General features: G+C 69.1%; 28 protein-coding genes, 1 tRNA gene and 2 pseudogenes. 13 read left to right on the forward strand and 18 right to left on the reverse strand.

The window, feature by feature from the left end:
• Positions 1-3: 3 nt before the first annotated feature.
• Positions 4-98 (reverse strand) — tRNA-Sec (locus tag ACIF83_RS24675).
• Between the two features lie 72 nt (positions 99-170).
• On the opposite strand from ACIF83_RS24675, the gene selD reads away from it, so the two are divergent.
• Entirely contained in the window at positions 171-1,190 is a 1,020-nt protein-coding gene (selD, locus tag ACIF83_RS24680; RefSeq protein ID WP_398140521.1) for a selenide, water dikinase SelD, read from the forward strand.
• Positions 1,191-1,303: 113 nt separating this feature from the next.
• Here selD and ACIF83_RS24685 read toward each other — a convergent pair whose 3' ends face one another.
• Positions 1,304-2,443 carry a glutathione-independent formaldehyde dehydrogenase gene (locus tag ACIF83_RS24685; protein WP_393479767.1) on the reverse strand — a complete coding sequence of 380 codons (1,140 nt, stop codon included), beginning with the start codon at positions 2,441-2,443 and terminating at the stop codon, positions 1,304-1,306.
• A gap of 214 nt (positions 2,444-2,657) precedes the next feature.
• Here ACIF83_RS24685 and ACIF83_RS24690 point away from each other — a divergent pair, with 214 nt between their 5' ends.
• The 3 genes from ACIF83_RS24690 to ACIF83_RS24700 all read left to right on the forward strand — a co-directional run bounded on the left by ACIF83_RS24690 (position 2,658) and on the right by ACIF83_RS24700 (position 3,528).
• The gene (locus tag ACIF83_RS24690; RefSeq protein WP_393479769.1) at positions 2,658-2,846 is read left to right on the forward strand and encodes a hypothetical protein; all 189 of its coding nucleotides are present in this window, start codon (positions 2,658-2,660) and stop codon (positions 2,844-2,846) included.
• 175 nt (positions 2,847-3,021) lie between these two features.
• Positions 3,022-3,339, forward strand: a complete 318-nt coding sequence (locus tag ACIF83_RS24695) for a hypothetical protein (protein ID WP_399729989.1) — start codon at positions 3,022-3,024, stop codon at positions 3,337-3,339.
• A gap of 39 nt (positions 3,340-3,378) precedes the next feature.
• Positions 3,379-3,528 carry a hypothetical protein gene (locus ACIF83_RS24700; RefSeq protein WP_399729992.1) on the forward strand — a complete coding sequence of 50 codons (150 nt, stop codon included), beginning with the start codon at positions 3,379-3,381 and terminating at the stop codon, positions 3,526-3,528.
• A gap of 87 nt (positions 3,529-3,615) precedes the next feature.
• Here ACIF83_RS24700 and ACIF83_RS24705 read toward each other — a convergent pair whose 3' ends face one another.
• From ACIF83_RS24705 to ACIF83_RS24730, 6 genes are all read right to left on the reverse strand, one after another.
• The gene (locus tag ACIF83_RS24705; RefSeq protein ID WP_393479776.1) at positions 3,616-4,098 is read right to left on the reverse strand and encodes a DUF4232 domain-containing protein; all 483 of its coding nucleotides are present in this window, start codon (positions 4,096-4,098) and stop codon (positions 3,616-3,618) included.
• 143 nt (positions 4,099-4,241) lie between these two features.
• Positions 4,242-4,733: a cupin domain-containing protein gene (locus ACIF83_RS24710; protein ID WP_399729995.1), complete on the reverse strand. Its 492-nt coding sequence runs from the start codon at positions 4,731-4,733 to the stop codon at positions 4,242-4,244.
• Positions 4,734-4,903: 170 nt separating this feature from the next.
• Positions 4,904-5,428 carry a hypothetical protein gene (locus ACIF83_RS24715; RefSeq protein WP_399729998.1) on the reverse strand — a complete coding sequence of 175 codons (525 nt, stop codon included), beginning with the start codon at positions 5,426-5,428 and terminating at the stop codon, positions 4,904-4,906.
• 677 nt (positions 5,429-6,105) lie between these two features.
• The gene (locus tag ACIF83_RS24720; RefSeq protein WP_399730001.1) at positions 6,106-6,849 is read right to left on the reverse strand and encodes a class I SAM-dependent methyltransferase; all 744 of its coding nucleotides are present in this window, start codon (positions 6,847-6,849) and stop codon (positions 6,106-6,108) included.
• Between the two features lie 266 nt (positions 6,850-7,115).
• Positions 7,116-7,574: a hypothetical protein gene (locus ACIF83_RS24725; protein ID WP_399730004.1), complete on the reverse strand. Its 459-nt coding sequence runs from the start codon at positions 7,572-7,574 to the stop codon at positions 7,116-7,118.
• 75 nt (positions 7,575-7,649) lie between these two features.
• A complete protein-coding gene (locus ACIF83_RS24730) occupies positions 7,650-8,198 on the reverse strand; it encodes a DUF2231 domain-containing protein (protein ID WP_393479788.1) in 549 nt (182 codons plus the stop codon).
• A gap of 121 nt (positions 8,199-8,319) precedes the next feature.
• Here ACIF83_RS24730 and ACIF83_RS24735 point away from each other — a divergent pair, with 121 nt between their 5' ends.
• Complete coding sequence (locus ACIF83_RS24735; protein ID WP_399730007.1) at positions 8,320-9,093, forward strand: helix-turn-helix transcriptional regulator; 774 nt, start codon at positions 8,320-8,322, stop codon at positions 9,091-9,093.
• A 94-nt stretch (positions 9,094-9,187) separates the two neighbouring features.
• Here ACIF83_RS24735 and ACIF83_RS24740 read toward each other — a convergent pair whose 3' ends face one another.
• Both ACIF83_RS24740 and ACIF83_RS24745 read right to left on the reverse strand, forming a co-directional pair.
• Positions 9,188-10,879: a tetratricopeptide repeat protein gene (locus ACIF83_RS24740; RefSeq protein ID WP_399730010.1), complete on the reverse strand. Its 1,692-nt coding sequence runs from the start codon at positions 10,877-10,879 to the stop codon at positions 9,188-9,190.
• A 144-nt stretch (positions 10,880-11,023) separates the two neighbouring features.
• Positions 11,024-11,527 carry a DUF1877 family protein gene (locus ACIF83_RS24745; RefSeq protein WP_393479796.1) on the reverse strand — a complete coding sequence of 168 codons (504 nt, stop codon included), beginning with the start codon at positions 11,525-11,527 and terminating at the stop codon, positions 11,024-11,026.
• Positions 11,528-11,691: 164 nt separating this feature from the next.
• On the opposite strand from ACIF83_RS24745, the gene ACIF83_RS24750 reads away from it, so the two are divergent.
• From ACIF83_RS24750 to ACIF83_RS24760, 3 genes are all read left to right on the forward strand, one after another.
• A complete protein-coding gene (locus tag ACIF83_RS24750) occupies positions 11,692-12,018 on the forward strand; it encodes a hypothetical protein (protein WP_393479798.1) in 327 nt (108 codons plus the stop codon).
• Positions 12,019-12,495: 477 nt separating this feature from the next.
• Positions 12,496-12,975, forward strand: coding sequence for a hypothetical protein (locus ACIF83_RS24755; protein WP_393479801.1), 480 nt, complete (start codon positions 12,496-12,498; stop codon positions 12,973-12,975).
• Positions 12,976-13,037: 62 nt separating this feature from the next.
• Entirely contained in the window at positions 13,038-13,508 is a 471-nt protein-coding gene (locus tag ACIF83_RS24760; protein ID WP_393479803.1) for a ricin-type beta-trefoil lectin domain protein, read from the forward strand.
• Between the two features lie 168 nt (positions 13,509-13,676).
• Here the strand turns inward: ACIF83_RS24760 and ACIF83_RS24765 are convergent, their stop codons facing one another.
• Together ACIF83_RS24765 and ACIF83_RS24770 are read right to left on the reverse strand one after the other, a co-directional pair.
• Entirely contained in the window at positions 13,677-14,465 is a 789-nt protein-coding gene (locus ACIF83_RS24765; RefSeq protein WP_399730015.1) for a hypothetical protein, read from the reverse strand.
• Between the two features lie 165 nt (positions 14,466-14,630).
• Complete coding sequence (locus ACIF83_RS24770; RefSeq protein ID WP_399730018.1) at positions 14,631-15,323, reverse strand: alpha/beta fold hydrolase; 693 nt, start codon at positions 15,321-15,323, stop codon at positions 14,631-14,633.
• Positions 15,324-15,777: 454 nt separating this feature from the next.
• Here ACIF83_RS24770 and ACIF83_RS24775 point away from each other — a divergent pair, with 454 nt between their 5' ends.
• Positions 15,778-16,137, forward strand: a complete 360-nt coding sequence (locus ACIF83_RS24775) for a hypothetical protein (protein WP_398140531.1) — start codon at positions 15,778-15,780, stop codon at positions 16,135-16,137.
• Positions 16,138-16,158: 21 nt separating this feature from the next.
• On the opposite strand, the pseudogene ACIF83_RS24780 reads toward ACIF83_RS24775, so the two are convergent.
• A pseudogene (locus tag ACIF83_RS24780) lies at positions 16,159-16,256 on the reverse strand.
• Between the two features lie 200 nt (positions 16,257-16,456).
• On the opposite strand from ACIF83_RS24780, the gene ACIF83_RS24785 reads away from it, so the two are divergent.
• Complete coding sequence (locus ACIF83_RS24785; protein ID WP_399730021.1) at positions 16,457-18,070, forward strand: phospholipase D-like domain-containing protein; 1,614 nt, start codon at positions 16,457-16,459, stop codon at positions 18,068-18,070.
• 89 nt (positions 18,071-18,159) lie between these two features.
• On the opposite strand, the gene ACIF83_RS24790 is transcribed toward ACIF83_RS24785, so the two are convergent.
• Complete coding sequence (locus ACIF83_RS24790) at positions 18,160-18,984, reverse strand: M55 family metallopeptidase (RefSeq protein ID WP_399730024.1); 825 nt, start codon at positions 18,982-18,984, stop codon at positions 18,160-18,162.
• Between the two features lie 85 nt (positions 18,985-19,069).
• On the opposite strand from ACIF83_RS24790, the pseudogene ACIF83_RS24795 reads away from it, so the two are divergent.
• A pseudogene (locus ACIF83_RS24795) lies at positions 19,070-19,258 on the forward strand (kinase); the annotation flags it as partial.
• Between the two features lie 336 nt (positions 19,259-19,594).
• Here the strand turns inward: ACIF83_RS24795 and ACIF83_RS24800 are convergent.
• Entirely contained in the window at positions 19,595-20,554 is a 960-nt protein-coding gene (locus ACIF83_RS24800; RefSeq protein ID WP_398140534.1) for an Lrp/AsnC family transcriptional regulator, read from the reverse strand.
• A 185-nt stretch (positions 20,555-20,739) separates the two neighbouring features.
• Here ACIF83_RS24800 and ACIF83_RS24805 point away from each other — a divergent pair, with 185 nt between their 5' ends.
• On the forward strand, positions 20,740-22,359 hold the full coding sequence (locus ACIF83_RS24805) for an amidohydrolase (RefSeq protein WP_399730027.1): 1,620 nt from the start codon (positions 20,740-20,742) through the stop codon (positions 22,357-22,359).
• 361 nt (positions 22,360-22,720) lie between these two features.
• Positions 22,721-23,089 (forward strand): nuclear transport factor 2 family protein, encoded by a 369-nt coding sequence (locus ACIF83_RS24810; protein ID WP_399730181.1) that lies wholly within the window; start codon positions 22,721-22,723, stop codon positions 23,087-23,089.
• Positions 23,090-23,109: 20 nt separating this feature from the next.
• On the opposite strand, the gene ACIF83_RS24815 is transcribed toward ACIF83_RS24810, so the two are convergent.
• The 3 genes from ACIF83_RS24815 to ACIF83_RS24825 all read right to left on the reverse strand — a co-directional run bounded on the left by ACIF83_RS24815 (position 23,110) and on the right by ACIF83_RS24825 (position 26,011).
• A complete protein-coding gene (locus ACIF83_RS24815) occupies positions 23,110-24,285 on the reverse strand; it encodes a hypothetical protein (RefSeq protein ID WP_399730030.1) in 1,176 nt (391 codons plus the stop codon).
• Positions 24,286-24,602: 317 nt separating this feature from the next.
• Positions 24,603-24,830 carry a hypothetical protein gene (locus tag ACIF83_RS24820; protein ID WP_393479827.1) on the reverse strand — a complete coding sequence of 76 codons (228 nt, stop codon included), beginning with the start codon at positions 24,828-24,830 and terminating at the stop codon, positions 24,603-24,605.
• Positions 24,831-24,871: 41 nt separating this feature from the next.
• Positions 24,872-26,011 (reverse strand): anion permease, encoded by a 1,140-nt coding sequence (locus ACIF83_RS24825; protein WP_398140538.1) that lies wholly within the window; start codon positions 26,009-26,011, stop codon positions 24,872-24,874.
• Positions 26,012-26,078 lie beyond the last annotated feature (67 nt).

Below are 26,078 nucleotides of genomic sequence, written 5' to 3' on the forward strand. Positions count from 1 at the left end.
GCGTGGCGGAGGCGGACGGGAATCGAACCCGCCAACGGCAGCTCCTGCCGTTCAACGGTTTTGAAGACCGGGCCGGTCACCAGGCCGGACACGCCTCCCCGCGCCACGCGGCCATCTTCGCAAATGCTGTATACGGGCGCTAACGGAACGCATCCGGAATCATGATCTGCATGACCTCACCGACGGCGCCCGGCGCATCCGTCCGCCTCACCCAGTACGCGCACGGCGGCGGATGTGCCTGCAAGATCCCGCCGGGCGAGCTGGAAGAGGTGCTGCGGGGCCTCGGGGCCGCCGTACCGGTCCGCGATCCCGTGGGCCAACTGCTGGTCGGGCTGGAGGACGGCGACGACGCCTCCGTCGTCCTGCTGCCGGACGGCACGGCGGTGCTGGCGACCACCGACTTCTTCACGCCCGTGGTCGACGACCCCTACGACTGGGGCCGCATCGCCGCGGCGAACGCGCTGTCGGACGTGTACGCCACGGGCGGACGTCCCCTCCTCGCCGTGAACCTGCTGGCCTGGCCGCGAGGTGTCCTCCCGCTCGACCTGGCCCGCGAGGTGCTGCGCGGCGGCCTGGACGTGGCCGCGGCCGCGGGCTGTCACGTCGCCGGAGGCCACAGCGTGGACGACCCCGAGCCCAAGTACGGCATGGCGGTCACCGGCCTGGTCGACCCGGACCGTCTGCTGCGCAGCGACGCCGGAAAACCGGGTGCGCCGCTGTCCCTGACCAAGCCGCTCGGCATCGGCGTGCTGAACAGCAGGCACAAGGCCACCGGCGAGGTGTTCCCGCACGCGGTCGAGGCCATGACACGGCTCAACCGGGAGGCGGCCGAAGCGGCGCTGGCCGCCGGGGTCACCTGCGCGACGGACGTCACCGGGTTCGGGCTGCTCGGCCACGCCTACAAGCTCGCGCGGGCGAGCGGGGTCACGGCACTGATCGACGCGAACGCCGTGCCCTACCTCGACGGGGCCCGGCAGGCGCTGAGCGAGGGGCACGTCAGCGGCGGCACCCGGCGCAATCTCGCATGGGTACGCCCCCACACCGACCTGTCGGCGGTGAGCGAGGACGAGGCGCTGCTCCTGGCCGACGCACAGACCTCCGGCGGCCTGCTGGTGGCCGGCGAAATCCCCGGCGCGCCCGTCGTGGGCGAGCTGCTGCCGCGTGGCGAGCACGCCCTGGTGATCCGCTGAGCCCGGCCGTAAGGGCGACGGCCGTGTCGATGCGTTCTCGCAGGCGCAGCAGGGCGGAGCGGCGCCCGCCGACCCGGGGCTGGCCCCGGCCGGCGGGCGCCGCCGCGGAAGAGCTACTGCCCCGGGTGCAGAACCACCTTGGTGTAGCCCTCGACGCGCTTGTCGAACTTCTCGTACGCCGTGGGCGCCTCGGCCAGAGGCAGCTCATGGGAGACGACGAAGCTCGGCCGGGCACGCCCCGAGATGATGAGGTCGCGCAGCTGCCGGTTGTAGCGCTTCACGTTGCACTGCCCGGTGCCCAGACGCAGCCCCTTCTCGAAGAGCTTGCCGATCGAGACCATGAGCCGGCCGTGCTTGGCCTGCTCGTCCGGTGCCCCCGGGTCGGCCGGCACGTAGAGGCCGGGTATGCCCAGCGCTCCGGTCGGCCGGACGGTCTCGATGATCGAGTTCAGCACGGCCGCGGGCTCCTCACGGTTCTCGCCCCTGGCCATGGCCTGGTAGCCGACCGCGTCTATGCCCTTGTCCGTGCCTTCGCCGTTCATCTGCTCCTTGATCTGCTCCACCGGGTTGCCCTCGGCGAAGTTGATCGGGATCGCGCCGATCTCCTCGGCCTTCTGCAGCCGCTCGAGCACGCGGTCGACGACGAACACCTTCGACGCACCGCGGATCATCGCCGAGTAGGCGGCCATGAGTCCGACGGGCCCGCCGCCGTACACCACGACACTCTCACCCGGGGAGACCTGGGCGAGTTCGTTGCCGTGGTAGCCGGTCGGGAAGATGTCGGCGAGCAGAATGAAATCGGACTCGTTCGCGGTGCCTTCCGGCAACTTCAGACAGTTGAAGTCGGCATACGGTACGCGCAGGTATTCGGCCTGGCCTCCGGTCCACGGCCCCATCGCCACATAGCCGTATGCACCACCGGCGAAGCCCGGATTCACGGTGAGACAGAATCCGGTGTAGTCGGCCACACAGTTCTTGCAGAAACCGCAGGCGACATTGAAGGGCATGACCACGCGGTCGCCCTTCTTGAGAGAGGTGATCCCCTCGCCGAGCTCCTCGACTATGCCCATGTTCTCGTGGCCGAAGACGATGCCCGGTTCGGCGGCGGTACGCCCCTCATACATGTGCAGGTCAGAGCCGCATATGGCGGTGGACGTCACCCGTACGATCACCTCGTTCGGGTGCTGAAGTCGAGGCTTCTGCACCTCTTCCACCGCTACTTCGAACGGACCCTTGTAGACGACAGCCTTCATATGACACCTCCGATGAGCGGTGCGTGCTCGCTGCCGGAGGCCAAACAGCCGTCAACCGAACGTAGCCTTGTGCGAACGGGCAGTAGAAAGGTCGCGGCCGTTCGCCTCACGTGACCCAACTCTCATGGTCCCCCTGTAGAGGAACATGAAACAGTCCAGCTATTGTCAATTAAATTCCGATTTCAACCTCGCGCCGAATGGGAGGACGAGGAAAGTGAATCAGCGCTTCGGGACCCTGCTCGTCCCGGTGCCCGGCATCTCGGGCACCATGTACCCGCCGGGCACACCGGTGGCCATCAGCGGCCGCGGCTCGTCCGTCGACGCCTTCGTGGACGGCGACTGGATCCCCCTCGCCTGGTGGGAGTTCGCCGAGGGACTTTCCGAGGGCGTTCCCGACAGCTGACCCTGCCTGGGCTCCTGGTCGGCCTCACGCCAGGATGATCAGCCGCTCCTCGGAGAGTCTGGCGATCATGCGGTCCACGGCCGCTGGGGCACACGGCTGCGCCGGCGCCAACCGGATGTCCGAGACATGCCTCCACCCACGTTCCGCGATGTGTATCCAGTTGCTCCGTACCGGGATGACCTCCTCCCGGTGCGCCGCCCCCCGTTCGTACCCGGAGGGCCACGCATCCGACCCCGAGTTGGCCAATGGTCGGCTCGTACCCCGGTACTGGGACGCTCCGCAGCCGCCCCACCCACGCCCGTTCTGGCGTGTGCTGCTCCAGCGCCACGCGGCGCTGCCGGCGGCGGAGGCCGAACCGTCCCTGTGCGCCCTGCCGCTGACGCTGCGCCCCTTCACCGACACCCCCAACCCGCGAGGGCTGGGAGCCCAGACCTTCAAGATGGGCGGCACGCCCTCCTGGGCGCAGGATCCCGAGTACTACAGGTGCGCGTGAGGCGCCGATCTGGTGTACCTCTGCCAGGTGCCGGAGGACATGGAATTCGCCGTCCATCCCGGCCGACCAGAGCAGCCCTACGGTGTCGGAGCCGAAACCTACGGGCTGTTTCTCGGCAACGAGGTCTACCTGCTGGCGTGCCCGGCCCACTGCGACCCGGCAGCGGTGTGGCCGGTGAACCAGAGCTGACCCCTCTGCGTCGCCGACCTGCACACACCGATCCCGCTACGACGAGCAGGTCGGCCAACACTCCACAGATCACTTACGGGACAACTTTCAGCGCAGGTGAGGCAGGCCCAACCGGATGGTGTCGCTGCACACCTGGGTCGGCAGTCGGTGTCCCTCCGCGTTGGTCACGTGCACGAAGGAACCGTAGTCGTGCTGGGCGGGGTGGGGCGCCGCCACGTCGCTGGAGGCGTTGTAGTTCCCCGCGATCCAGCAGCTCTCGCCCGGGACGTCGTTCGGTTGGTAGAAGAGCGGGAAGTCGACCGTCTGGCCCGGGTTCAGTACCAGCCGGACCGGTATGGCCTCCTTCTTCGGCTCCGACTCCACGTCCTGCGCCTTGCCGACCCAGACATGCATCTGCGGGTAGCCGTCGAAAGCGCAGGGCTTTGCACTTCTGTTCCTGGCGCTGAGCATGGCCGCCGGCGCGCCTGCCGGCTTGTCGGACAGGCGAGTCCATTTCCAGCGCAGCTGAGGTGATCCGCAGGCGGCGGGGCGGGGGTGAACCCAAAGGCAGGCGGTCAACTCGAGCAGCACCCCCAGGACGAGTATCAGGATCGTTGCTTTTCGCTGTGCTATCAAAACATCCCCCGTGGAGAGGCCCGCTGCCTCTGCGGACAGGTAGATGCAGCTTCTCTTCGGGAGGTTCCGGCGGACGGGTCGCGTCAAAGAGACACGCTTCAGGGCCTGTCCACGGGAGCTTGGTAGGACTTGGTCCGGTAACGGCTGCGGAACTCGGCCAGCAGCTCATCGGTGGCTTCGGCCCCCGCGCTCACGGCGGCGTGGACGTCACGGAAGTAGTTTTCGTAACCGGCAGGGGTGTAGAGGCACAGGGCGCGAGCGAGGACCGATCCTGCATTGCGGAAGCCGTGCGGGGTGCCGCGGGTCGCGGCGAGCAGATGCCCGGCACCGGCGGTCACCTCGCCGTCCCCGGTGTGGAGCGTCAACTCGCCCTCCAGGACGTAGAAGTACTCGTCGTGGCCTTCATGCACGTGCGGCCTGGCACCGATGGTGCCGGGGGCGAGGCTGAACTCCTCGAAGGCGAAGTGCCCGCCCGTGTGCTCGCCGGTGAGCCGGAAGAAGTGTGCGACACCCGCGACGTCTATGAGTTCACCGTCCTCGGGGCTACGCAGCAGCGGACGGGCGGGAATGCGGGACAGATCATCGGTCATGGGGGCATTGTGGCCCAGGGATCACTGCTTCCGGATCATGTCCTGGTACGGCAGCAGTCCCTCCGAAGCTCTCCGTGCCCGCGGAGGCACCTGACCTGCCTCCGCGGCAGGAGCGGTAGGGGACCGGCTGGTCCAGGGGAGGACGTCGGCCCCCTACCGGCAGCGACGGCTCAGCCCAGGCCGAGACTGGAGAGCGCGGTCGTCCAGTCGGTCATGATGGCGTTCTGGGCGTCGTCGAGGCTGACCTCACCGGCGCAGACGGCCTTCTTCAGCTTGTTCTCGACGCTGTCCTTCTCGGAGGAGGTGCCGTCGCCGTAGTGCGGCTCGGGCCAGAGGTTCTCCTCGCTCCTCGGAGCGCCACCGAGTTCGAGCGGGACGAAGTGGTCCTCCTCGTAGTCCGAGAGGCTGGTGTCGGAGTAGCCGTACTCGGCGATCTGCTTCTTCTTCAGCGCGTTGGTGTACGAGGTGGAGGGGCGTACGGTCGCGGTCCAGCCGGAGACGCAGATGGTCGAGTCGATCGTGTCCTGGGTGACGTCGGGGTTGAGGGCGCCGGGCGTACAGACCGGGTCGGGCAGGGGGAGGTAGGCCTGGCTGCAGCTCGCGGCGTGGGCGGAGCCGGTGGTGACGGTGAGGCCCGCGGCGGCGAGTGCGAGGGTGGAGAGGGTGGTCACCAGGGCGCGCGGTGTTCGGGACATGTGGGGGTCTCCCGGTGCGGTGCCCGGCAGAATTCCGGGCGATCGTGAGCATGACAGCACCGGGATCATCTATGCGAGTAGACCTCTTTGCCCGACCGAGGGCTCCCTTGAGTGAACGTTTATCCGGCTGAGAGCGGTGAGGGGGGTAGTCTTGACGCGGCCTTGACAGCCGGCTCGGGGGCGGGGCTTCGGTGCACGTCCGCGCGACATGACGGCCCGTCAACTATGTGCTGTGACCTGCGTAAACGCCCCCTGAACCTGCAGTGTCCCGATCAGGACAGCTTGGCCGGCTCGTTGGCCGGCTTCTCCAGTCGGTCTCCTCACGCATGCGGAGACGGTAGGTCGGCGGGGGAGCGCGGCGGATCGGCGCAGTCGCGCGGCAAGGAGCGGGCACGCGTACTCGGTTGACTGCCGCGCGCAGGCCATCGGCGACAGCCTCCCTCTGGATCTCCAGGGAGGCGCCTCAGTAATGCCTCTCCAGGAACCGCCTTGTGCCATACGGTCCCGATCGGAGCTTCCCCGCCGACATCTACAACGAGATCCGCCACCAGGACACCGGCCGGGCGGACATCGCCGCCGCCACCTCCCTGGCTGCACCCGGACAGCTCCAGCGAGTTCGGGCCTCCCGAGGCCTTCCGCGGCGCGGAACCGTACTCAAGGTCCGGCCAGTCTGTCGGTCAGGCACGACAGCGCAGCATCTCCAGCGGCGGGTGCGCGAGGAGGTCTGCCCAGAAGTCCTCGCCGAACTCACGGATGCCGGCTTCGGACACCTCCAGTGGAACCCACTCCACGTCACTGAACCCGGCCGCCCGCAGACACTTCTCGTAGACCTCGCGGCGCGGGACCGCGGAGACGATGCTGATCGGCTGCGGGTCGAGGAGAGCTGTGACCCGGACCTGCGGACCCGTCTCGATTTCCTCGCCGGTCGGCTCGCAGAGGAAGCCGTACTTGTCCAGGGACGCGCAGTCGAACCGGTAGTCGGGCTTCTGGGCCAGCACGAAGAACTCTCCACCGGGCACCAGGCCCCGGTGGATGTTGTGGCACATCCGCTCCATCTCCGCGACGTCCGCGGCGTAGTTGAGGCACTGCACTCCCACCGCCATGTCGAAGCGCCGGTCGAGCGGCCGCAGTTCGGCCACGCCACCGACCTCGTAACGCACACCCAGCGGGTCACGCTGCTCGATCTCCCGCGCGGCGGCGATCATCTCTACCGAGATGTCGACTCCGAAGACTTCCGTGGCACCGCGCCGTTTGAACTCCCTACTGTAGAAGCCGGTGCCGCACGCCAGGTCGAGAACCGACTTGCCGCTCACGTCCCCGACCATGCCCAGGAAGCTCGGTACCTCCCCGCAGCGCATCAGCGGCAGGGACTTGAACCCCTCGAATGCCTCGCCGATCTCGTCGTACTGCTGCACGCTCACGTGCTGCCCCCTCCAGTGAATCGTCCTGTACGTGGCCACGCCCGCCCTCCGGATGCAGAGGCTCGCCGGGGCGCGGTCGTGGCAGAGAGTCTGCTCCGCCCTTGTCCGGCCGCCGTACTGGCTGATGACACAAAGAAGTTGGCCCGGTGACCCTCGTATCGCCCAACACCACCTCACACCGACTGGCAGCGGACGAAGCCGATGCGGGCGCGGCTGTGGCGGGCCCGACCGCATCGTCAGTCGCACGCGCACGAGTGCTCGGCTCGTCAGCTGCCGCCGATGCCCAGGGCAGTGAGCAGGACCAGGACGAGGGTGGCCACGGCGAACAGCCCGTGGGCAATCACGACCGGCAGCGGGAAGTGGCCTTCGGCAGGGACGGCCCCTTCCGCTCCCTGAGCTGCTGCCGTAGCTGGTGTCGCTCCGGCGGCGGCGCGGTCTCGGTATACAGGGATCCAACGGGCCAGCATCACGAATCCCAGCAGGGCGACCGGCAGCAGTAGAGCGAACGAGGTCCAGGCCAGGGCGGTCTTGTCGGCCACGACATAGATGATCCACACCACCAGCCCGATCGCGGCCAGGGCGAAGTGCCCGAACACGGCCGGTGCGGGCAGGTGGCTGGTACCGGATTGCTGCTGCTGGACTCCGCCCCGTTGGATCCAGGTGCCGAGCATGTAGAACCCGCCGAGGGCGGTGACCACCCAGGCGATCAGTGCGGCGATGTCCATGGGGAACTCCTGGTGATGACCGTGTCGAAGGCAGCCGGGCGACACCGGCGGCCGTGGACGGTGCGTGTGGGCCGGTCACATGCCGGAGCCTGCGTTACGCGCGCTGTGGTCCGGCATGAATCCCTCGGCCTGGGTGCTCTCGTCCGCGACCCGTACGCCGTAGCGGTAGGCGAGCTTGCCGCCCAGGAAACCCGAGACGCTCAGGGCCGCCACGCTGAGCGCGGACAGGATGAGCTTGCCGACGCCGACACTCCCGCCATCGGTGTAGGTGCTGTGGCGCCACAGGAAGTTGACGGCGTAGGCGGCGGTCACCGCCAGGTTCAGCGTCATGTGGACCAAGGCGGTGCGATGGGCCGGAGTGCCGGTCGGAATCGCGAACAGGTCGAGGAATCCGACCGCGGCCGCCAACAGAGCTCCGATCACGCCTACAGCGATCAACCACTCCGAGCCCTGGGTCAGGAATCCGGGACGGTGCACGACATGGGAAGCGATGTCGAACACCAGACTGGTCACCCAGGCGCCGATCGGCACCGTGACCAGGATCGGGTGGAACGGGTGGCCGTACGGGCCGGCGAGAGAGGCGCTGACCGGACGCTTCGCCTGAAGCCGCGACTCAGTGACCATCGCAACCTCCCACTAGTTTCACCAGCAATTGTTGGCCTTATTGGGGTGGGACGTCAAGATGCACAGCACAGGGCGTCAAAACGGCTCTTGTGCCCGCCCACATGGGAGTTACCGTGGTCTCGTGGCTCCAGACCTGACTCCGCAAGTTGACGCGACCGAGACCGTCGCCGGGACCGCGGTCGACACCGCGATCGACTCCGTCAGCGTCCTGAGCGAGGACTCGCGGCGGCGCATGTTCACCTTCGTTCGGCGCGCCCGTCGCGCCGTCACCCGCGACGAGGCCGCCGCCAGCGTCGGCATCTCCCGCAAACTCGCCGCCTTCCATCTCGACAAACTCGTCGACGCCGGCCTGCTGCGGGCCCGCTACGAAACGCCCGGCGGGATCCGCAAGGTCGGCAGACAGCCGAAGGTGTACGAGCCCACCGATGCCCAGATCACCGTGAGCATCCCCGACCGGCGCCACGAGTTCCTGGCGGATCTGCTCCTGGACGCCGTCCTGACCGAGGAGGCGGGCGAAAACGCCGCGCAGGCGGCCGTACGGACCGCCGAGCGGCGCGGTCGGCAGATGGGCGAGGCCGCCCGCGACGAGACCCGCCCGGGCCGACTGGGCCCCGAGCGTGGGCTGACCGCCTGCGAGAGCCTGCTGGACCGGTACGGCTACGAGCCCGTCCGGGAAACCCCGACCCAGCTCCGCCTGCACAACTGCCCCTTCCACCCGCTGGCCGCGAAAGCCCCCGAGCTGGTGTGTGGCATGAACAAGGCGTTCCTCAGCGGCTACCTCGACGGCCTGCAGGTCAACGGAATCCAGGCCGTCCTCGCCGCCGAGCCCGGGGAATGCTGCGTACGGCTGGGCCCGAGCGGCGCCGATCGTGATGATCGGCCGGCTCAGGGCTGATGACGCATAAGAGCGACCTTCGCTCTGTTCATGGTCCGGGCGGGACGAGGCAGCCGTTCCGTACCGGCTCCGGGGCCGCGGTCTGTGCCGCTCGCTACCCCTCGGTACAGCAACCGTCCCCGGACGCGGAACCCGAGGCGGATTCCAGACGGCAGAAGCAGGACGCCTCGATCGGAACGTCCGCCATGGCCGCGGCGATCTTCAGCTGCTGGGCAACGATCAGCGCCTCACCCTCCTTGCCGAGCCGCACGAGGCATTCGTGGAGACCGTGCAGGGCCCAGACGTTGCCCGGGTGCTGCAGTGGGCGCGGCAGCGTGTCGTCGAGTCCGAGGTCGGCGCGGTAGACGGCCTCGGCATCCGCGACCAGGCCCTGTTCGAGAAGCAGTGCGCCGTATGCATGCCGGGTGGGCTGCATCCACCCCCACGGCTCGTCGTACGGAAGCCCGTCGTCCAGTTCGATCGACCGGCGCAGTGCCGCGAACGCCGTCTCGTGCTTCCCCTTGCGATAGGCCAGCTCTCCGTCCAGCATCTGCGCGGCGATCGCCAGGATGTCCGTGCAGGTGTTGTTGAACAGCATTCGTGTCTGCGGGACCCGGGCGACCGCCTCGCGGAAGAGTTCACGTTCCGCGTCCGCCTCGTCGACCCGGCCGGTGGCAGAGAGTGCGACTCCGCGCGCGTACCGCAGCATGGCCGTGGTCACGCAGTACAGCTGCGCGTCGGCGGGCAACGGAAGGCTCAGGATGTCGTCCCAGCGGCCGAAGCGGATGAGCACGTGCACCCGCATCGCGAGGAAGCCCTCCAGCCAGTCCGCCATGGGCGGGCTGTCCACGCACAGAAGTTCCTCGGGCACGGCCGCTTCGAGCCGGTCCGCCGTGTCGATCGCGTCCTGGAAGCGGCCGAGGAACATCGCGCCGTAGATCTTGAAGTGGTAGTTGTGGCACCGGTACAGGGTGTAGAAGTTCATCGCCCCGGCTCGGGCGTGGAACTTCTCGTCGGCCGTGATCGCGTCTTCGTTGTCGGAGACCACCCGGCGGTAGTCGCCGCAGAGCACTTCCAGGTGGGACGGCATGTGCTGGAGATGTCCCGCGTCCGGCACCAGGCCGCGCAGCCGGTCGCCCACCGACAGGGCGGCCTCGGGGGTCGGGGACATCTCCATCAGGTGGATGTACATGTGAAGCAGGCCCGGGTGCCGGGCACCCGCCTCCGTGGCCATCGCCCGATCGAGTACCGCCTTGGCCTCGGTGGTGCGCGAGTCCGGGGCCGGCCTGCCCGTGCGGATGTCCCACAGCTGCCAGGGCGTGAGGTTCATCAGGGCGTCGGCGTACAGGGTGGCCACGTCGAGATCGTCGGGCGCCAGTCGGTGGACGGAGCCCATGCTGTCGGCGTAGGCGGCGCTCCACACGGAACAGTCCTCGGCATCGGGGGACTGGGCCCGTGGATAGCGAGCGTGCAATGCGTCGATGAGCGCCTGCTCGACGGGGGTGGCGCCGACCCCCTTCGCGTGGGCGCGCTGTACGGCGGCGTGCGCACGCTCCACGCTCCGCCCCAGGTCCTGCTCGTCGAAGGACTCCCAGGGCTTGTTGTAGTTGGGACCGAGCGCGTAGGCCACGCCCCAGTCCGCCATGGCACAGTCGGGATCCGCCGCGGCGGCGGCCTCGAAGCAGCGGATCGCCTCCTCGTGGTTGAAGGCGTACGTCCAGTTCAGCCCACGGTCGAACCAATTCTGCGCCTCGGCGGACGACGTCGTCACGCGCCGGCCGTGGCTGCCGAGGTCGTAGTACTGCATACGAGCTCCTCAAGGCTGTCGGCCGGCCGCCCCGGTTGCTGGGACGGCACGACGGTGGCCGGTGCGACGACCCTAGCGACGGACGGCGGCGATACCGCCCATTCATGCAGAAAAAATACCCGGACGCGGCGTCCGGGACGGCCCTCAGTACCAGAACGCTTTGACAACTGCATCTCCGGCCATGGCGGTGCGCTGGTAGAAGGCGCGGAGGTCAGCATGGTGCCGGATGTAGATGTCCCTGACATCCTCTTCAGCCCAGTCGGGACCGAACGCTCTGTGCAACTTGGGACCCGCCGACTCCCAGAGAGCGTCGAACGAGACCTCCGAGAGGAAGGCTGACGCTTGCCGCACCATGTCCGGGCTCAGATGGACGAAGGGCGGTTGCTCTTCGTCACGGTGGTAGACGATGTCACCGCCGAAGACGGGCAGTTCCCACGTTCCCTCTCGCCCCTCGGAGAGACCACTGCCCGCCTCGTAGAGTCTGTGCACCGAACCGAAGTCCTTCTCGATGGACTCCGCAATCCCCGCGGCAAACTCCGCTCGATGGACGTCCCAGTCCCAGGCAGCCCCCATGAACTCCTCCAGCCAGGCGTAATCGAGCCGGACCTCGGAGCTCCGGACGGCGCGCAGATGCATGTGGAAGCTCATGGCACCCCCTCTTCAGAAGCGACCCGACGTGCGCGGGCCGTCAAAGCCGGAAGCGTATCCCTGGGCACTGACACCGGGTGGGGGCCGCCGCGTGCAGCCGGCCAAGGGCTGTCCCGCAAACAATCTCCCGCGCGCTGGACGACGCATCCGGCTAGCCTCCGCTCATGGAGCAGGACCACCCCCTCGTCCGCGAAGTGTTCCCGGATCTCGTCGCAGAGCTGATCACTCTCCTGGAGAACGAGGGCGAACGCGAGCTGGCCATCTGTGCATGGGATCTTCGTCTGGTCGAAGAGTGCGGCTGTGGCGACGAGTTCTGCCAGAGCTTCCAGACCGCACCTCATCCGCAGGGGCAGCCATATGGTGCCGGCCACCGCTGCGTGCCGCTCCTGCCCTCGCGAGGCATGCTGTGCCTGGACGTCGTGGACGGCCGGATCATGTACGTCGAAGTCCTCGATCGGCCACCGATGCACCGCCAGGGTTCGCGGCCGTGAGGAGGCTCGGCACGGCCGGTGGCAACGACGGGCCGCTCTTGGTTCCGGCTAGGTGACTCGAAGCCGTACGCCCGCCGGTGGCTGCGGCCTGTCCCAGGGGCAGGAGCACCCCCGCCGGCCAAGACGCCCTGGCCTAGGCCATCTACAGCTGGGTCGCAACTACTGACGCACCAACCTCCTCCTTCGGCCGGGCCATGGCCAACCAGGCGATGCATTGCGTTCCCGACATCAACCGCTGCCAGGCCGAGGGGGTTCCGTCCCACGCCGTCCCGGGACGCGGGACGCGCCGTCCCGAGACGACGCGGGACGATCCGAGGCGCGGGACGGTCCACGGCGCGGGACGGTACGGGGTGCGGGACGTACGGGGTGCGGGACGCGCTGTCCCGAGACGGCGCGGGACGGTTCGGGGCGTCCTGCGGAGGGCGAACGGCCCATTACGCTCGCCACCGAAACGACCACCAGTCTCCGGGGGAACCCATGTCAATCAAGCATGCCCGCAAGGCAGTTGTGACCGCGCTCGCGGTTGCGGCGCTCACCCTTGCCGGTGCGGGCACCGCGTCGGCCGACGGTGTCGTGACCTGGCACCATCGGCCGTCGGACAACTGCCTGGCCATCGTCATCAACGGCGCCGGCCAGCCGTACGAGGTCGGCATGAACGGGTGCGACGTCGGCCACGGCTGGTACGAGCAGTACAACAGCAACGACGGCACCTGGCTGATGAAGCCGCAGGCCCAGGCCTGGCGGGGCTACTGCCTGACCGCCTACTCCGACGACGACGTGTACATGGAGCCCTGCCAGCCGAACAACGACTGGCAGCGCTGGTACGAGCGCTGGACCGGCTCCTCCTGGAAGCTCCAGCACAAGCAGACGGGCCGCTGGCTCGACAGCAACGGCAGGAGCGTCTACCTCGGCCCGGGCGGCTGGAACAACGACAACAAGTACCAGCTCTGGTACTGAGCTGTCGGCTCTTTCCCGTACACCCTTTCGACCACGAACAACGACACACAGGGGGATTTCCCATGCGCATCAACACCGCCCGCATAGCCAAGGTTCTCGGAACCGCCGCGCTCGCACCGGTCCTGGCGCTGACCATGACCACGGCGGCGCACGCCGACGGCGACGTGCACTGGGTGCACCGTGACTCGGGCAAGGCCCTGATGGTGACGTGGGCCGGCAACCACCCGGACGACGTCACGGTGTCCTACAGCTCGGACGTCTGGACCCAGTGGCACGACGTGCACCAGGGCGACGGCAGCTGGCTCGAGAAGAGCTCGGCGGACACCGGCTACTGCCTGACGGCCTACACCGACCATGACGCCTACATGGAGCCGTGCAGCGGGAACAACTGGCAGCGCTGGGACGAGATCAGCGTCGGGGGCGGCAACTGGAAGCTGCGCAACCGGCAGACCCGGGAGTGCCTCGACAGCAACGGCAACTCCGTCTACATGCACGAGTGCAACGACGGCAACAAGTACCAGCTCTGGTACTGAGCGCCGAAGCCCTGCCCAGGGGCCGGTACCGGACGGTGTGCCGTCGGGTACCGGCCCCTCGGCCGTGGTCTTCGGGTCAGCCGGCTCCGGGGCGCTTCCCGCCAACTTCCGGAGCGGGACCAGCTGGAGCCCGTCCGATGGGTCGTGCCGCGGGGGATGAGCCGCAGGTCAGTGCAGGTCTACCTGATACGCGTGACGGTAGTCGGCGGGGCAGGTGAAGATGCGCAAGTCTCCCCACCGGCCGACGACAACCCCTGTCTCGTCGTCGCTGGCCACGGTGAACAGGAGTGTCATGGTCGTGCCGCAGTCACGGCAGGCAAAGACTGTGGGATGCGTCAGGTGCCATGTTGGCCAGCCGCCGAGTTTCCAGCCGGCGAGGCGTGTGATGACGTCACCGCCGTCGCCGGTCTCGCGGACCAGTTCCTCAAGCCGCGGACGGAGCTCTGCCGACAGCTCCTCACGGAAAGGGAAGTCGGTCACGCGCTCGGCGGTGATGGCGCATGGCTGCGGCAGGTAGCCGTCCTCCTCGTACCGGGAGGGCGGCGGCGGAGTCGTCAATTGGTCGACCACGTCGGCGGCCTGACGCCATCGAACCTCGAGCACAGGGCTGACGTCGGCCTGCTGGGCCGGAGGATCCCAGTGTTCATTGGGACACCAAAGGATCTGCAAGAGGTCGATACCGGCGGGCCACCAGGGTCCCGGCACGTCACGTCGGAAGATCTGTGCGACCGGCACCATGGCCGTGGCAGGCGCGTCGGCAGGGCAGTTCACGTCGGGCAAGGAGCACTCGGGCCACGGTTCGCCACTCGGCCACAGCAGTGGTCCGCCGATGGAACTGTTCCGGCAGTCCGGCTCTGCCCGCTCGGGATGCAATATGACCGCGTCGCGCGCGTGGGGACCGAGTTCGGGAAGCACGGCGAGTATCGCTTCGACCGTCGGACGAGGGGTGCGGGTCATCTTGCCTTCCGGTCAGCTGGACGTAGATCGCTCGCAGCGTATACGTCAGCTGTGACAGTCATTCAGACTCGCGGATCATGAGCGGAGTCACAGCCGGATCGCGGCTGCCGTTCGGCCGGCGCGGTGCCCGTACGGCGATCCCCACGGCACGGCCTGTGACCGCGCTCATGATCGGTGGGCAGGGCGGAGGCGCTCCTCCAGGAACGCCGAAACCGCCTCGCCGAACGCCTCCGGGGCTGCGTGGTGGATCAGGTGGCCAACGGGGATGGTGGCCGCTCGCGCGCCGGGGATGCAGCGGGCGAGCTCGGCGACGCCGTCCTGGGAAACATGACTGTTCGGGCCGCCGCCAAGCACGAGGGTCTTGGCGTTGATCCGGCTGAGTCGCTGCAGCCACCTGGGATCGGGCACGTCGATCTGCCGTCTGACTGCCAGCACCATCTCCCAGTCGAAGGCCAGGGTGCCGTCCGGCCTGGTCGGGGTGGTCCGCTTCCGTGGGGGCGGGATGGGAACGTCCTCCAGGACGAGCCGGCTCACCCGCTGCGGACAGTCCTGCGCGAGCAGGTAGGCCACGATCCCGCCCATGGAGTGCCCGATCAGATCCACTGAGTCAAGTCCCAGTGCGTTCAGGAAGCGGAGCACATCGGCCTGCATGAGTTCGAGCGAGTAGTCCCCCGGCCAGTCGCTTCGGCCGTGACCGCGAAGATCGAGGGCGTACACCCGCCGACTCCGGGCGAGGGTCGGCCCAACCGTCGCCCAGTCGGCGGCATTCTCGCCCATCGCGTGCAACAGTACGAGCGGTGGAGCATCCGGCGGACCCGACACCTGATAGGCCAGCCGAACCCCGCCGACGTCGACCATGTGTTGATCAACCATGGCCGGAGCATATGCGGACAGGGCCTTCCCGAGCATCGGCGTTCACCAGCGGCCGAACCACCAACCCGGTCCCGTACTCGCACGGTTCTGGGACCTGATCCTCAACTGTCGTTGACGCGCAAGTGCAGACAGGTTTATCGGTGCACGATCCGCCGACGTCGGGGGGAGTTCGCCGTGACAGCTCGTACGCGACGCGGCAGTTCTTGGAGAGCCCCTGGTGTCTGCTGTTGGTGATCCACATGCCAGGATTCGCGGGGCTGAACAACCGGCACGCCTCATGCTGGCCGAAGAGCGTCTGCACCGGTGGCCTCGGTGGGGCTCGTGCGACCGCTCGTCAGCCCGTCCGACCCGGCAAGACAGGCAGGCACCGCCCATGACTGATGAGTGGTACGTCCTCATCGAAGAGGACACTCGAGTGACAGAGCGCGTGGAAAGAGGCGTGGAACTGAAGCTGCATCGCTGGACGCTGGTGGGCACCCACCACATCGAGGGGGATGAGGCACGCGCCGCAGCAGTAGCCGAAGACGCAGCCCTGCACTACGTGCCACAGGTGCTCGCTCGGCACGCGCGCCCGGGAGACAAGCCGGCGCGGCATGCCTTCCTCGCCCCGGACGGTGCGTGGGTGGTGCTGCTGCGGCAGCGGCACCGGGAGTGCCACATACGTGTGACCACGGCGCGGCTCATGCATTCACAGGGGGAGAAGGAAGCCCCGCCCAAAAGCCTGAAGGAGAAGTTCCGCAGCGCCTGGGACGGACCGCCGCCCCTCGAGAAGCCGTGGACGCCGGCTGGCAATGAATGAGGGGTGCGTCCGGAGTCGTACTGGCGGAGAGGGCAGGATTCGAACCTGCGTGGGCCTTGTGAGGCCCGACCTTGAGGCGTGCTCGCTGGTCCCCGATCAACCACTCCGGGCACCTCTCCCTGCTCCCGGCTTCGGGTGACCCGCGCCGTTCACGTGAACAACCTTGACAGGACCCACTGACGCCGCCCTGACGTGCCTCTGGCATGCCCAGGCCCCGGCCATGTCATACGTGTCCACGCGACGCAACGTACGTGTCTCCCGTCCGACGGGGCGTGGTCCCCGCAGGTCCGCCGGATGTACTGCCTGGTAACTTCTCTGGGTGATCATTTCCTCCCGCTTAAACCGTCTGGCACGCGTCACACTGATATCCGCCCTCTCCCTGGCCGTGCTGCCCGCCGCACCCGCCACCGCCGCCGACACGACAACTCCACATCTCGACGCCGTGGAGCGCACCTTGCGCGAGGTCTCGCCCGGCCTCGAAGGGGACGTGTGGGAGCGGACGAGCGGCAACCGGCTCGACGCCGCGGACGGTGACCCCGCCGGCTGGCTGCTCCAGACGCCCGGCTGCTGGGGCGACGCCGACTGCAAGGACCGCGTCGGCACCAAGCGGCTGTTGGCGAAGATGACCGAGAACATCTCCCGGGCGACGCGGACCGTCGACATCTCGACTCTTGCGCCCTTCCCGGACGGCGCCTTCCAGGACGCCATCGTCGCCGGCCTGAAGTCCTCCGTGGCCTCCGGCCACAAGCTCAAGGTCCGCGTCCTCGTCGGGGCCGCACCGCTGTACCACATGAACGTGCTGCCCTCGAAGTACCGGGACGACCTGCGCAGCAAGCTCGGCCCGGCCGCCGACGCCGTCACGCTGAACGTCGCCTCGATGACCACGTCGAAGACCGCCTTCTCGTGGAACCACTCCAAACTCCTCGTCGTCGACGGGGAGTCCGCGATCGCCGGCGGCATCAACGACTGGAAGGGCGACTACCTCGACACCGCCCACCCGGTCACCGACGTCGACCTCGCCCTGACCGGCCCCGCCGCCGGTACGGCCGGCCGGTACCTGGACCAGCTGTGGGGCTGGACCTGCCGCAACCAGAGCAACATCGCCAGCGTCTGGTACGCCGCCTCCGGCGGAGGGGACTGCATGGCGACCATGGAGCGGGACACAAACCCGCGTGCCGTCCCGGCCACCGGCGACGTACCGGTGATCGCCGTCGGCGGGCTCGGCGTGGGCATCCAGGACACCGACCCCACCTCCACCTGGCATCCGACCCTGCCGTCCACGTCCGGCACCCGATGCGTGGTCGGGCTGCACGACAACACCAACGCCGACCGCGACTACGACACGGTCAACCCCGAAGAGAGCGCCCTGCGTTCACTGATCTCCAGCGCGACCAGCCACATCGAGATCTCGCAGCAGGACCTCAACGCGACCTGCCCGCCGCTGCCCCGCTACGACACCCGCGTCTACGACGCCCTCGCCGCGAAGCTCGCCGCCGGCGTCAAGGTGCGTATCGTCGTCAGCGACCCTGCCAACCGCGGCGCGGTCGGCAGTGGAGGCTACTCGCAGATCAAGTCCCTCTCCGAGATCAGCGACGTACTGCGCAGCCGGCTCAGCCAGGTCACCGGGGACGAGCGCAGCGCCACGGCGGCACTCTGCTCCAACCTGCAGCTCGCGTCCTTCCGCAGCTCCGCGAGCGCGAAGTGGGCCGACGGACACCCCTACGCCCAGCACCACAAGCTGGTCTCGGTCGACGGCTCCGCGTTCTACATCGGCTCGAAGAACCTCTACCCGGCGTGGTTGCAGGACTTCGGGTACATCGTCGAGAGCCCCCACGCCGCCCAGCAGCTCGACGCCCAGCTGCTGAGCCCGCAGTGGTCCTACTCCAAGGAGTCCGCCACGGTCGACTACGAGCGGGGGATCTGCCAGATCTGAAGTCCCGCTGTCCGCAGGGAAGTCCGCGGACAGGCCGGACACTCACCCGCTCGAAGCCATCTCGACCGGCTTGAACACCGGGTCGCGAGTTATTCGGCGATGCCCCGGGTGAGCAGGACCATGGTGACGAAGGTGCGGTACAGGCGGACGGGATCGTCGTCGCGTAGGCGGACGGTGAGTTCGTCAGCCCGTACCACGCCGTTGATCCAGGTCACCATCTCGGCCAGGTCGGCGTTGCGGAAGCGGACGGTCAGGGTGGCGGGCATGGTGATGGCGGGTAGTCGGGCGTCCGCCAGTCGTCGCACCGCGGCACCGGCGGCCTCCGTGATCACCTCGCGGGCCTGTTCCGGGTGCAGGCTGTCGGCGGCGAAGCGGGAGACCGATGTCTTCACCACCGCCGCGTGGACACCGGGGCAGAACGGCTCGATCTGCGCGGCGGTGACGTCGTCGCCCGTGATGAGCACGACCGGTACCCGGTGTCCGAGCGCGACCAGGGCGTTGATCCCGGCCTCCCCGGTCGGCACACCGTTCAGCCGGACCTCGGCGATCGCACGCGGGTTGTACGTGTGCGACAGCGTGGCCGGGGCACCGGACATGGAGCCGTGGTACGAGACGAAGAACACCGCGTCGAACGACTCGTCGAGCCCTTGCATCATGTACAGCGGCTTGTGCCGGCCGGACAGATATCGTGCCCGGTGCGCCAGGCGGTCCGGACGCAGGTTGGCCATCGCCGAGTGCGAGTCGTTGACCAGGAACTCCCGTGCGCCGGCCGCCGCCGCGCCCTCGATCGCCGCGTTGACCTCCTGCTCCAGCAGATCCCGGTAGTAGCCGTACTCGGAGCCCGTCGGCCGGCACTGGTCCCAGCCGACGACCCCCGCGGTGCCCTCCATGTCCGACGAGATGAAGACCCTCATCCGTGCGCTCCCCTCAACAGCCACCAGCATCCCGGGCGTCCAGGCGGATCATCGCTCGTGGCCGGGGAAGCGCGGTAGTGGGTGTCGCGTCGTCCTGCGCGAACGGGACCGGCCCGGCGCCGCGAACATCGGCTTGATCGACCCGACCGTCCGCTACGCCCTCGACGTCGGATTCCACGTCGTGGTGGAGGGCATCCTGTACGCCGGCCACTACGGCGAGGCGGAGATGCGCGGCTGGCGCCGGGAACGCGATCTGCTGCCCGGCGGCATCGAGGCCCCGACGGCAGACGCGGGGTGCAGCCGATGCTCGTCTCGTCAGGACGGGGTTGTGCTGCTCAGGAATCGGAAGAGGGCTCGGATGTCGTCAACGAGCAGGTCGGGCTCTTCCATCGCTCGGGTGCTGACCGTCGCGTCGCCTGTCCGTGACGCACGCCGGTCGGTGCGGTGGAGCGAGAAGGTGGAGGGCCCTGGTTCGGCCTGGGGCCGATCAAAAGCCCGTGGGTTCGCGGATTCTCGGACCGGTCTGCTGACCGACTGCTGCGTCGTTCTGCTCAGGACGCCGGACTGGTCGATGAGTTCACCGTGGATACGGCGGATGCCTCCACCCTCCTCAGTGGCGGACCAGGCCCGTCCGCTTGACGGTCGCCAGCAGCGGGGTGGTGTCGATGGCGGTGACCCCGTCCAGGGGGCCGACGGAGTCGGTGAGGAAGGTGTACAGGGCGTCGAGGTCGGCGGCGGCGACCGCGACGACCAGATTGGCGGGACCGGTGGTGGCGGCACAGAACCGGACGTGAGGGTGGGCGCTGAGGGCCTGCGCGGTCTCCTGCAGCGCGCCGGGCCGCACGGCGATCCACAGCAGGGCTTCGGCGTGCGCGCCGAGCAGTGCGAGGTCGAGTTCGGTGGCCAGGCGGACGACCTGGCCGCGCACCAGTGCGTCGAGGCGCCGGCGGGCGGTGAGGGCGGTGGTGTCGGCGCGGCGGGCGAGGTCCGTGTAGGTGGCCCGGCCGTCCTCGGTCAGTGCCGTGATCAGTGCGGTGTCGATGTCGACGGGCGCGGGCGGCGCGGTGGGCGGGGTGGTGTCGGGGGTGAGCTGGGCCAGTTCGTCGGGTGAGAGGAGACCGGCGGTCCAGCGGAACGCGGTGGGGAAGACCCGCAGCAGCGTGTGGGAGGTCCAGGTGCCGACCGCTTCGGTGGCGGGCAGATCGCGCAGCAGCAGAGTGTTGCGGGCGTCGGGGCCGGCGAGGAAGGAGATCGTGGAGATCTCGTCGCCGCCGCCGAGGATGTCGACCCAGACGGTGTCGCTGCGGCGGGCCAGCGCGCGGGCGACCTGAAGGATCTTGTTGGGGCGGCAGCGGATACGCAGGGCGATGGGGATGAGGTGCGGGAAACATGCCGGGTTGCGCACGACCGTCGCGCGCAGGGTGCCGTCGGCGTACAGGGGGGCGACGTGGCGTACGACGGTGCGCTCGGACAGGTCCAGGCAGCGGGCCACCTCGCGCCAGGAGGCCCGCGGCGAGGCAAGCAGGGCGGCCGCGATCCGGCGGTCCGTTTCGTCCAGCGTCTGGCGCATGATCTGCATCATACGGCGCTACCGTGACATGTTTCCTGTGCTGCAAGCCGCCGAGTGTACGCGGATCGGCTGAAGGGTCATACAACGTTCTGTGTCAGCGGGCGGGGTTGAACAAGCGGAGCGGTTCACCATCGGCACCTGACCCGCCCCAGACGACGACGTTGAGATGGCGATGGGAGAAGGCAATGACTGATCGAGCAGCTGATCTGCTCATCCGGGCCGGTGCGGTGCACACGCTGGTGCCGGGTCAGCCCCCGCAGCGGGCGCTGGCGGTGCGCGGCGACCGCATCGCGGCCGTGTCCCCCGACCCGAGCGGTCTCGACGACCGGGTGGGCGCACGCACCACCGTCCACGACCTGCCGGGCGCCACGGTGCTGCCCGCCTTCGACGACACCCACACCCACCTGATCCTCGCCGGGTACGGCGCGCACGACGTTCCCGTCCAGGAGGCCCGCACCATCCCCGAGTTCCTGGATCTGATCCGGCAGCGGGCCACGACCACCCCCGAGGGCGAGTGGATCCGCACCACCACCAACTGGCAGGAACTCAACCTGGCCGAGCGGCGCCTGCCCACCGCGGCGGAACTGGACCGGGCCACCGACCGGCACCCGGTCCTGGTCAAGCGCGGCGGCCACAACGACGTCGTCAACACCTACGCGCTGCGCCTGGCGGGCATCACCGAGGACACCCCCGTACCGCCGGGCGGTGTCATCGGCCGCGACGGCGACGGCCACCTCAACGGACGACTTGTCGACAACGCCATGCCCCTGGTGGAGCGCCTGCTCCCCGACCCGGACCGGGCCCGGCGCATCGAGGGACTGCGCCTGGCCGGCGGTCAGTACGCCGCCACCGGCATCGGCACCGTGCGCGACTGCGCGGTCACCCCCGACGACTACGCCGTACTGCTGGCCGCTCGCGAGGCAGGGGCGCTGAGCACCCGGGTGCGGGCCCTGATCTCGGCGCTCGGCCTGACCAGCAAGGCGCAGGTGGAGGACCTGCTCGACGCCATGGAGGACTGGCGCGACGGCTCCGACCCGTGGCTGCGGGTGTGGGGAGTGAAGTTCGGGCTCGACGGCGGCCTGGAGGCCGGGGCCACCGAGGAGCCGTACGCCTGTGACCACGCCTTCTCCGGAACGCTGACCTGGGATCCCGACGCGCTGGTCGAGGCGGTCGAGGCCGTGGTCCGGCGCGGCTGGCGGGTCGGCACCCACGCCTACGGCGACCGTGCGGTCCGCATCCTCCTGGACGTCTACGAACGTGTCCTTCAGCGCAACCCCGGTCTGCCCGCCGGCACGATGGTGATGGAGCACGGCGGGCTGGCCGGTCCCGAACAGCGCGCCCGCGCCGTCGCCCTGGGTGTTCCCGTCACCATCCAGCAGCCGCTGCTGCACGACACCGCCGAGGTGGAGGAGGGTTTCTGGGGCCCGGAACGGGTCGCCCGCCTCTTCCCTGCCCGCGGCTGGCTCGACCTGGGCGCCCAGGTCAGCGCCGGATCCGACTTCCCCGTCGGCCAGTTCGGTGCCATGCGTTCCGTCTGGGGCATGACCACCCGGCAGACCGTGATCGGTGTCAAGGGCCCCGAACATGCCATCACCTACGACGAAGCCCTCACCCTGCACACCACCCAGGCCGTCCGGCTGCTCGGCGAGGAGAGCCTGCGCGGCACCCTCACCCCCGGCCGCCTCGCCGACCTGACCATCTGGGACCTGGACCCCGCCCTCTGCCACGGCGACGCCCTGCGCGACCTCAACCCCACCCACACCTTCGTCGGTGGCCTCCTCGTCACACCCGACGGCATGCGGTAACCCGGTCGCGGTCGTCCTTCCGGCTGCCACGATCGTCTCCGCCGGCCACCCCGGCCTTGTCGACAAGGTTCTCGTCGCCGGCCGCCTGGTCGAGCGCGACGGCGTGCTGGTGGACGTGGATCTCCCCGCGCCTCAGTTGCCGACTCAGTGGTCACAACTGACCCCACAAACGTCCCGGGCCCTTCATGCCGGGCCCGTCCCCGACTCCGTGCCGGAGCGCGATTACCTGGGTGGTAATCGCGCGGTCTGGGTGGGGCGGGGCATGGTGGGGTCATCGGGTTTCGGGCCGGCGCACTCCGGTCCGAAGCCCGGGTCAATTGTCTTGAGTGGTATGCCATTTCACCGGATCGGGAGTCCTGTCATGTCGATCTACGTTGCTGCTGTCACCCGTTACTTCGAGGCGTGGAACGCCGTGGGCGTTGATGCGGTTGCCAAGGCGGTGGCCGTGGCGTGGTCCGAGGACGGTACGTATACGGACCCGTTGGCTGATGTGCGCGGTCATGAGGAGATCGCGGCGGTCATCCGTGCGGCGCAGGAGCAGTTCCCCGGTTTTGAGTTCAGGCTGGTGGGTGAGGTGGACGGCAACCACCACATCGCTCGCTTCGGCTGGGAGCTGGTGTCCACCGCCGACGGCTTGGCGCCGGTCGCGGGCTCGGACGTGGTCACCCTGGCCGAGGACGGCCGGATCACCTCCGTCCTCGGTTTCCTCGACCGGATCCCCGAGGCATGAGCCTTCGCTCCTCCATCAAGTCAGCGCGGCAGGACTGTGATGCCGAGCCCTTGGAGGAAGCGGACGACACTTTCGTAGTAGGTGAGTTCTCCGGCGGTGTCCACGCTGATGGAGGCAAGTGCCTCTCGGGCGACGTCCGCGTCGTGCCATACCAGGGTGAAGGGCGCCCGGAGAAGGTTGCCGCCGCATGGGCACCCCCGCAGCACCGCCCAGCACTGGTTGAAGTGATACCCCGGACCGGCGATGGCCTCGCCCAGGGCGCACTTCAACCCGGGCACGTCGGTCACGTACCGCCCGTCCAGCCGGCACACCGTACCGGGTACCTCCGGTCCCATGTGCGGCTCGGTGAACCGCAGCCACTCGTGCCGCCCGTCGGTCGGGAACCGCGCCCACGCGTTGCCCTCACGTGGACGGCCCTCGTACCAGGCGTCCCAGACCGGCCGGGTCCCCGGCGGCCGTCGGTCTTCCGAGCCGTGCCGGAGGGTCACGTCGATCAGGGTGCCGCCGAGGGCGGAGGGGCGGCACTCGTCGACGCGGAGTTTCAGCTTCTCCTGGGCGAGGATCGGCCGCCCCGTACGGTCCAACGCCCACAGCTCCACGGGGCTGCCGTCTCCACCGTGCCGGGGTCGGACCAGTCGGGCGAGCAGCGGCGGTGAGGGCTCGCAGCCGATGAGATGCAACGGATCGGGGTCGGGGCGTTCCCGGTACAAGCCTTCCACCCGCCGGGCACGCCCGATGAGGTCACCGGAGACCCCGTTGAACGCGCGTACATCGGTGGCGGCGGGTTCGTCTGCACCCGGCCCGTCGTACACCGCGGCCTCGACGACGACGTCGACGAGCGCGTCATCGTCCGACCCGGCTCTGGCGTCGACCACCAGGACATCGGCCAGCGACCACCAGTGGTCGTGGGGCCACTCGTCTACCGTGCCGGCTGCCACGTCCTCGACCATGAGTTCCAGGTCGCCGAGCGGCACGGGGGAGAGCCTGCACTGCTCGACGGCCTTGCGAAGTCGCCCGGTGGGCCTGCACCCGACGATGGTCAGCGTCTCCTTCGCGGGCGGGCCCTCCGCGAACAGTCCCTCAAGGTCGGCGAAGCGGGCCCACAGCGTCTGTTCGCCGTCCCACTCCTCCTCGACCAGCGCGTACCGCAACGGCAGGTCCCGGGCCCAGGTGATCCGACGCAGACTAACCCCCAACAGAACGGCCCCGCACGATGCATGACCTGAACGCATCATAGGCGCGCCCGCGCGCAGCAGTCCCTGTTCACGGCCGGTCCTCTCCCGCTGGGCCCGGCCGTGTCGCAGCCGCCGTCGCAAGCCGGGCCCGCACGAGCGGACGACTGCGCACCGCGCGCGTCCATGTACGACGTCGCCGGGCGCCATCGGCGTGCAGCGACGCGAGGCGCCGCGGCCTCGGTATGCAAGCGGGCCGAGGTCCGGCAGCTGTCGCTGATCACGGTTGGCATTGTGCGAAGTGGCGCCGCCGGCAGCCACCCGGAGGCGACACTCCTCTGTCAGCCGCCGACGATCAGGGCGATCCCGTAGGCGGCGACCGCCAGGCACGCGCAGAAGCACAACACCGCCACCGCGGTGCCGATCGGCCGGTTGGCACGGCGCGTCCGCTCCTCGCCGGTGCCGCCGGGCCAGGCGGCGATGCCGAGCGAGAACAGCACGACCGTGAGCAGCGTGATACCGAGGCTTACGCCGAAGACGCCGCCGAAGGCACTCCAGTCGATGTCCATCCGTCGCCTCCCTCTGCCCGTGAACCGGACGGCCGCCCCGTTCACGCCGCCGGGTTCTCCGCCTGCTGGGGAAGCGGAGTGGGCAGTTCGTTGACGTTGTCAGCAGTCACGGGGCGGCGGCGCGACAAGGCCCAGAACCCGGTCGCCGAGCCGGCGGCCGCGGCCGCCACCAGGGCCACACCGAGAGGGCCGTGATCTGCGATCCAGGCCGCGGCGCCGCCGATGGCCGCCGCTGCGGGCAGCGTCAGCAGCCACGACAGGGCGATGCGCCCGGCTGTGCCCCACCGCACCTGCGCCAGTCTGCGCCCCAGGCCCGCGCCCAGGATGCTGCCGGTGCACACCTGCGTGGTCGACAGGGGAAAGCCCATGTGGGAGGAGGCGAGGATCACGGCCGTGGCGCTGGTCTCGGCCGCGAAGCCCTGTGGCGCCTCGATGTCGGTGAGGCCCTTGCCCATGGTGCGGATGATCCGCCAGCCACCCATGTACGTGCCGAGCGCGATCGTCAGACCAGCGGTGAGCACCACCCACCAGGGCGGCCCGGAGCCGTGCGGCAGTACCCCGGCCGAGATGAGAGCGAGAGTGATGACGCCCATGGTCTTCTGCGCGTCGTTGGTGCCGTGCGCCAGCGCGACCAGCGACGCCGAACCGACCTGCCCCTTGCGGAATCCGTTCCGCACCCGATCAGGCCCCGCCCGCCCGGTGATGACGTACGCGAGGTAGGTCGCCAGCACGGCCACGACGCCGGCGACGATCGGCGAGAGGACGGCAGGGATCACGATCTTCTCCACGAGTACCCCGAACTGCACGGCGGATCCGCCGGCACCGACCCACACGGCGCCGATCAGCCCCCCGAACAAAGCGTGCGACGAACTCGACGGCAGCCCGGCGAGCCAGGTCATCAGGTTCCAGAGGAGTGCGCCGACGAGACCCGCGAAGATCATGACCAGGGACACCTTCGAGTCGTCCACGATGCCACCGGAGATGGTCTTCGCGACGGCCGTGGACAGGAATGCGCCCCCCAGGTTGAGCACACCCGCGACCGCCACCGCGACGCGTGGTCTCAGGGCGCCGGTGGCCACCGACGTCGCCATCGAATTGGCGGTGTCGTGGAAGCCGTTGGTGAAGTCGAAGGCCAGAGCTGTCAGAACCACGACGATGAGAAGGAACGAGACGGTACCCACTGGGAAACCTCACGAGGGAGGGCCGGACCTCGCGCCTGCCGTGCGTGCCCGCCCGGACGCGCCTTGC

Origin of the sequence: Streptomyces sp. NPDC085866 (assembly GCF_044541035.1) — a bacterium.
In the GTDB taxonomy this organism is placed as follows: domain Bacteria; phylum Actinomycetota; class Actinomycetes; order Streptomycetales; family Streptomycetaceae; genus Streptomyces.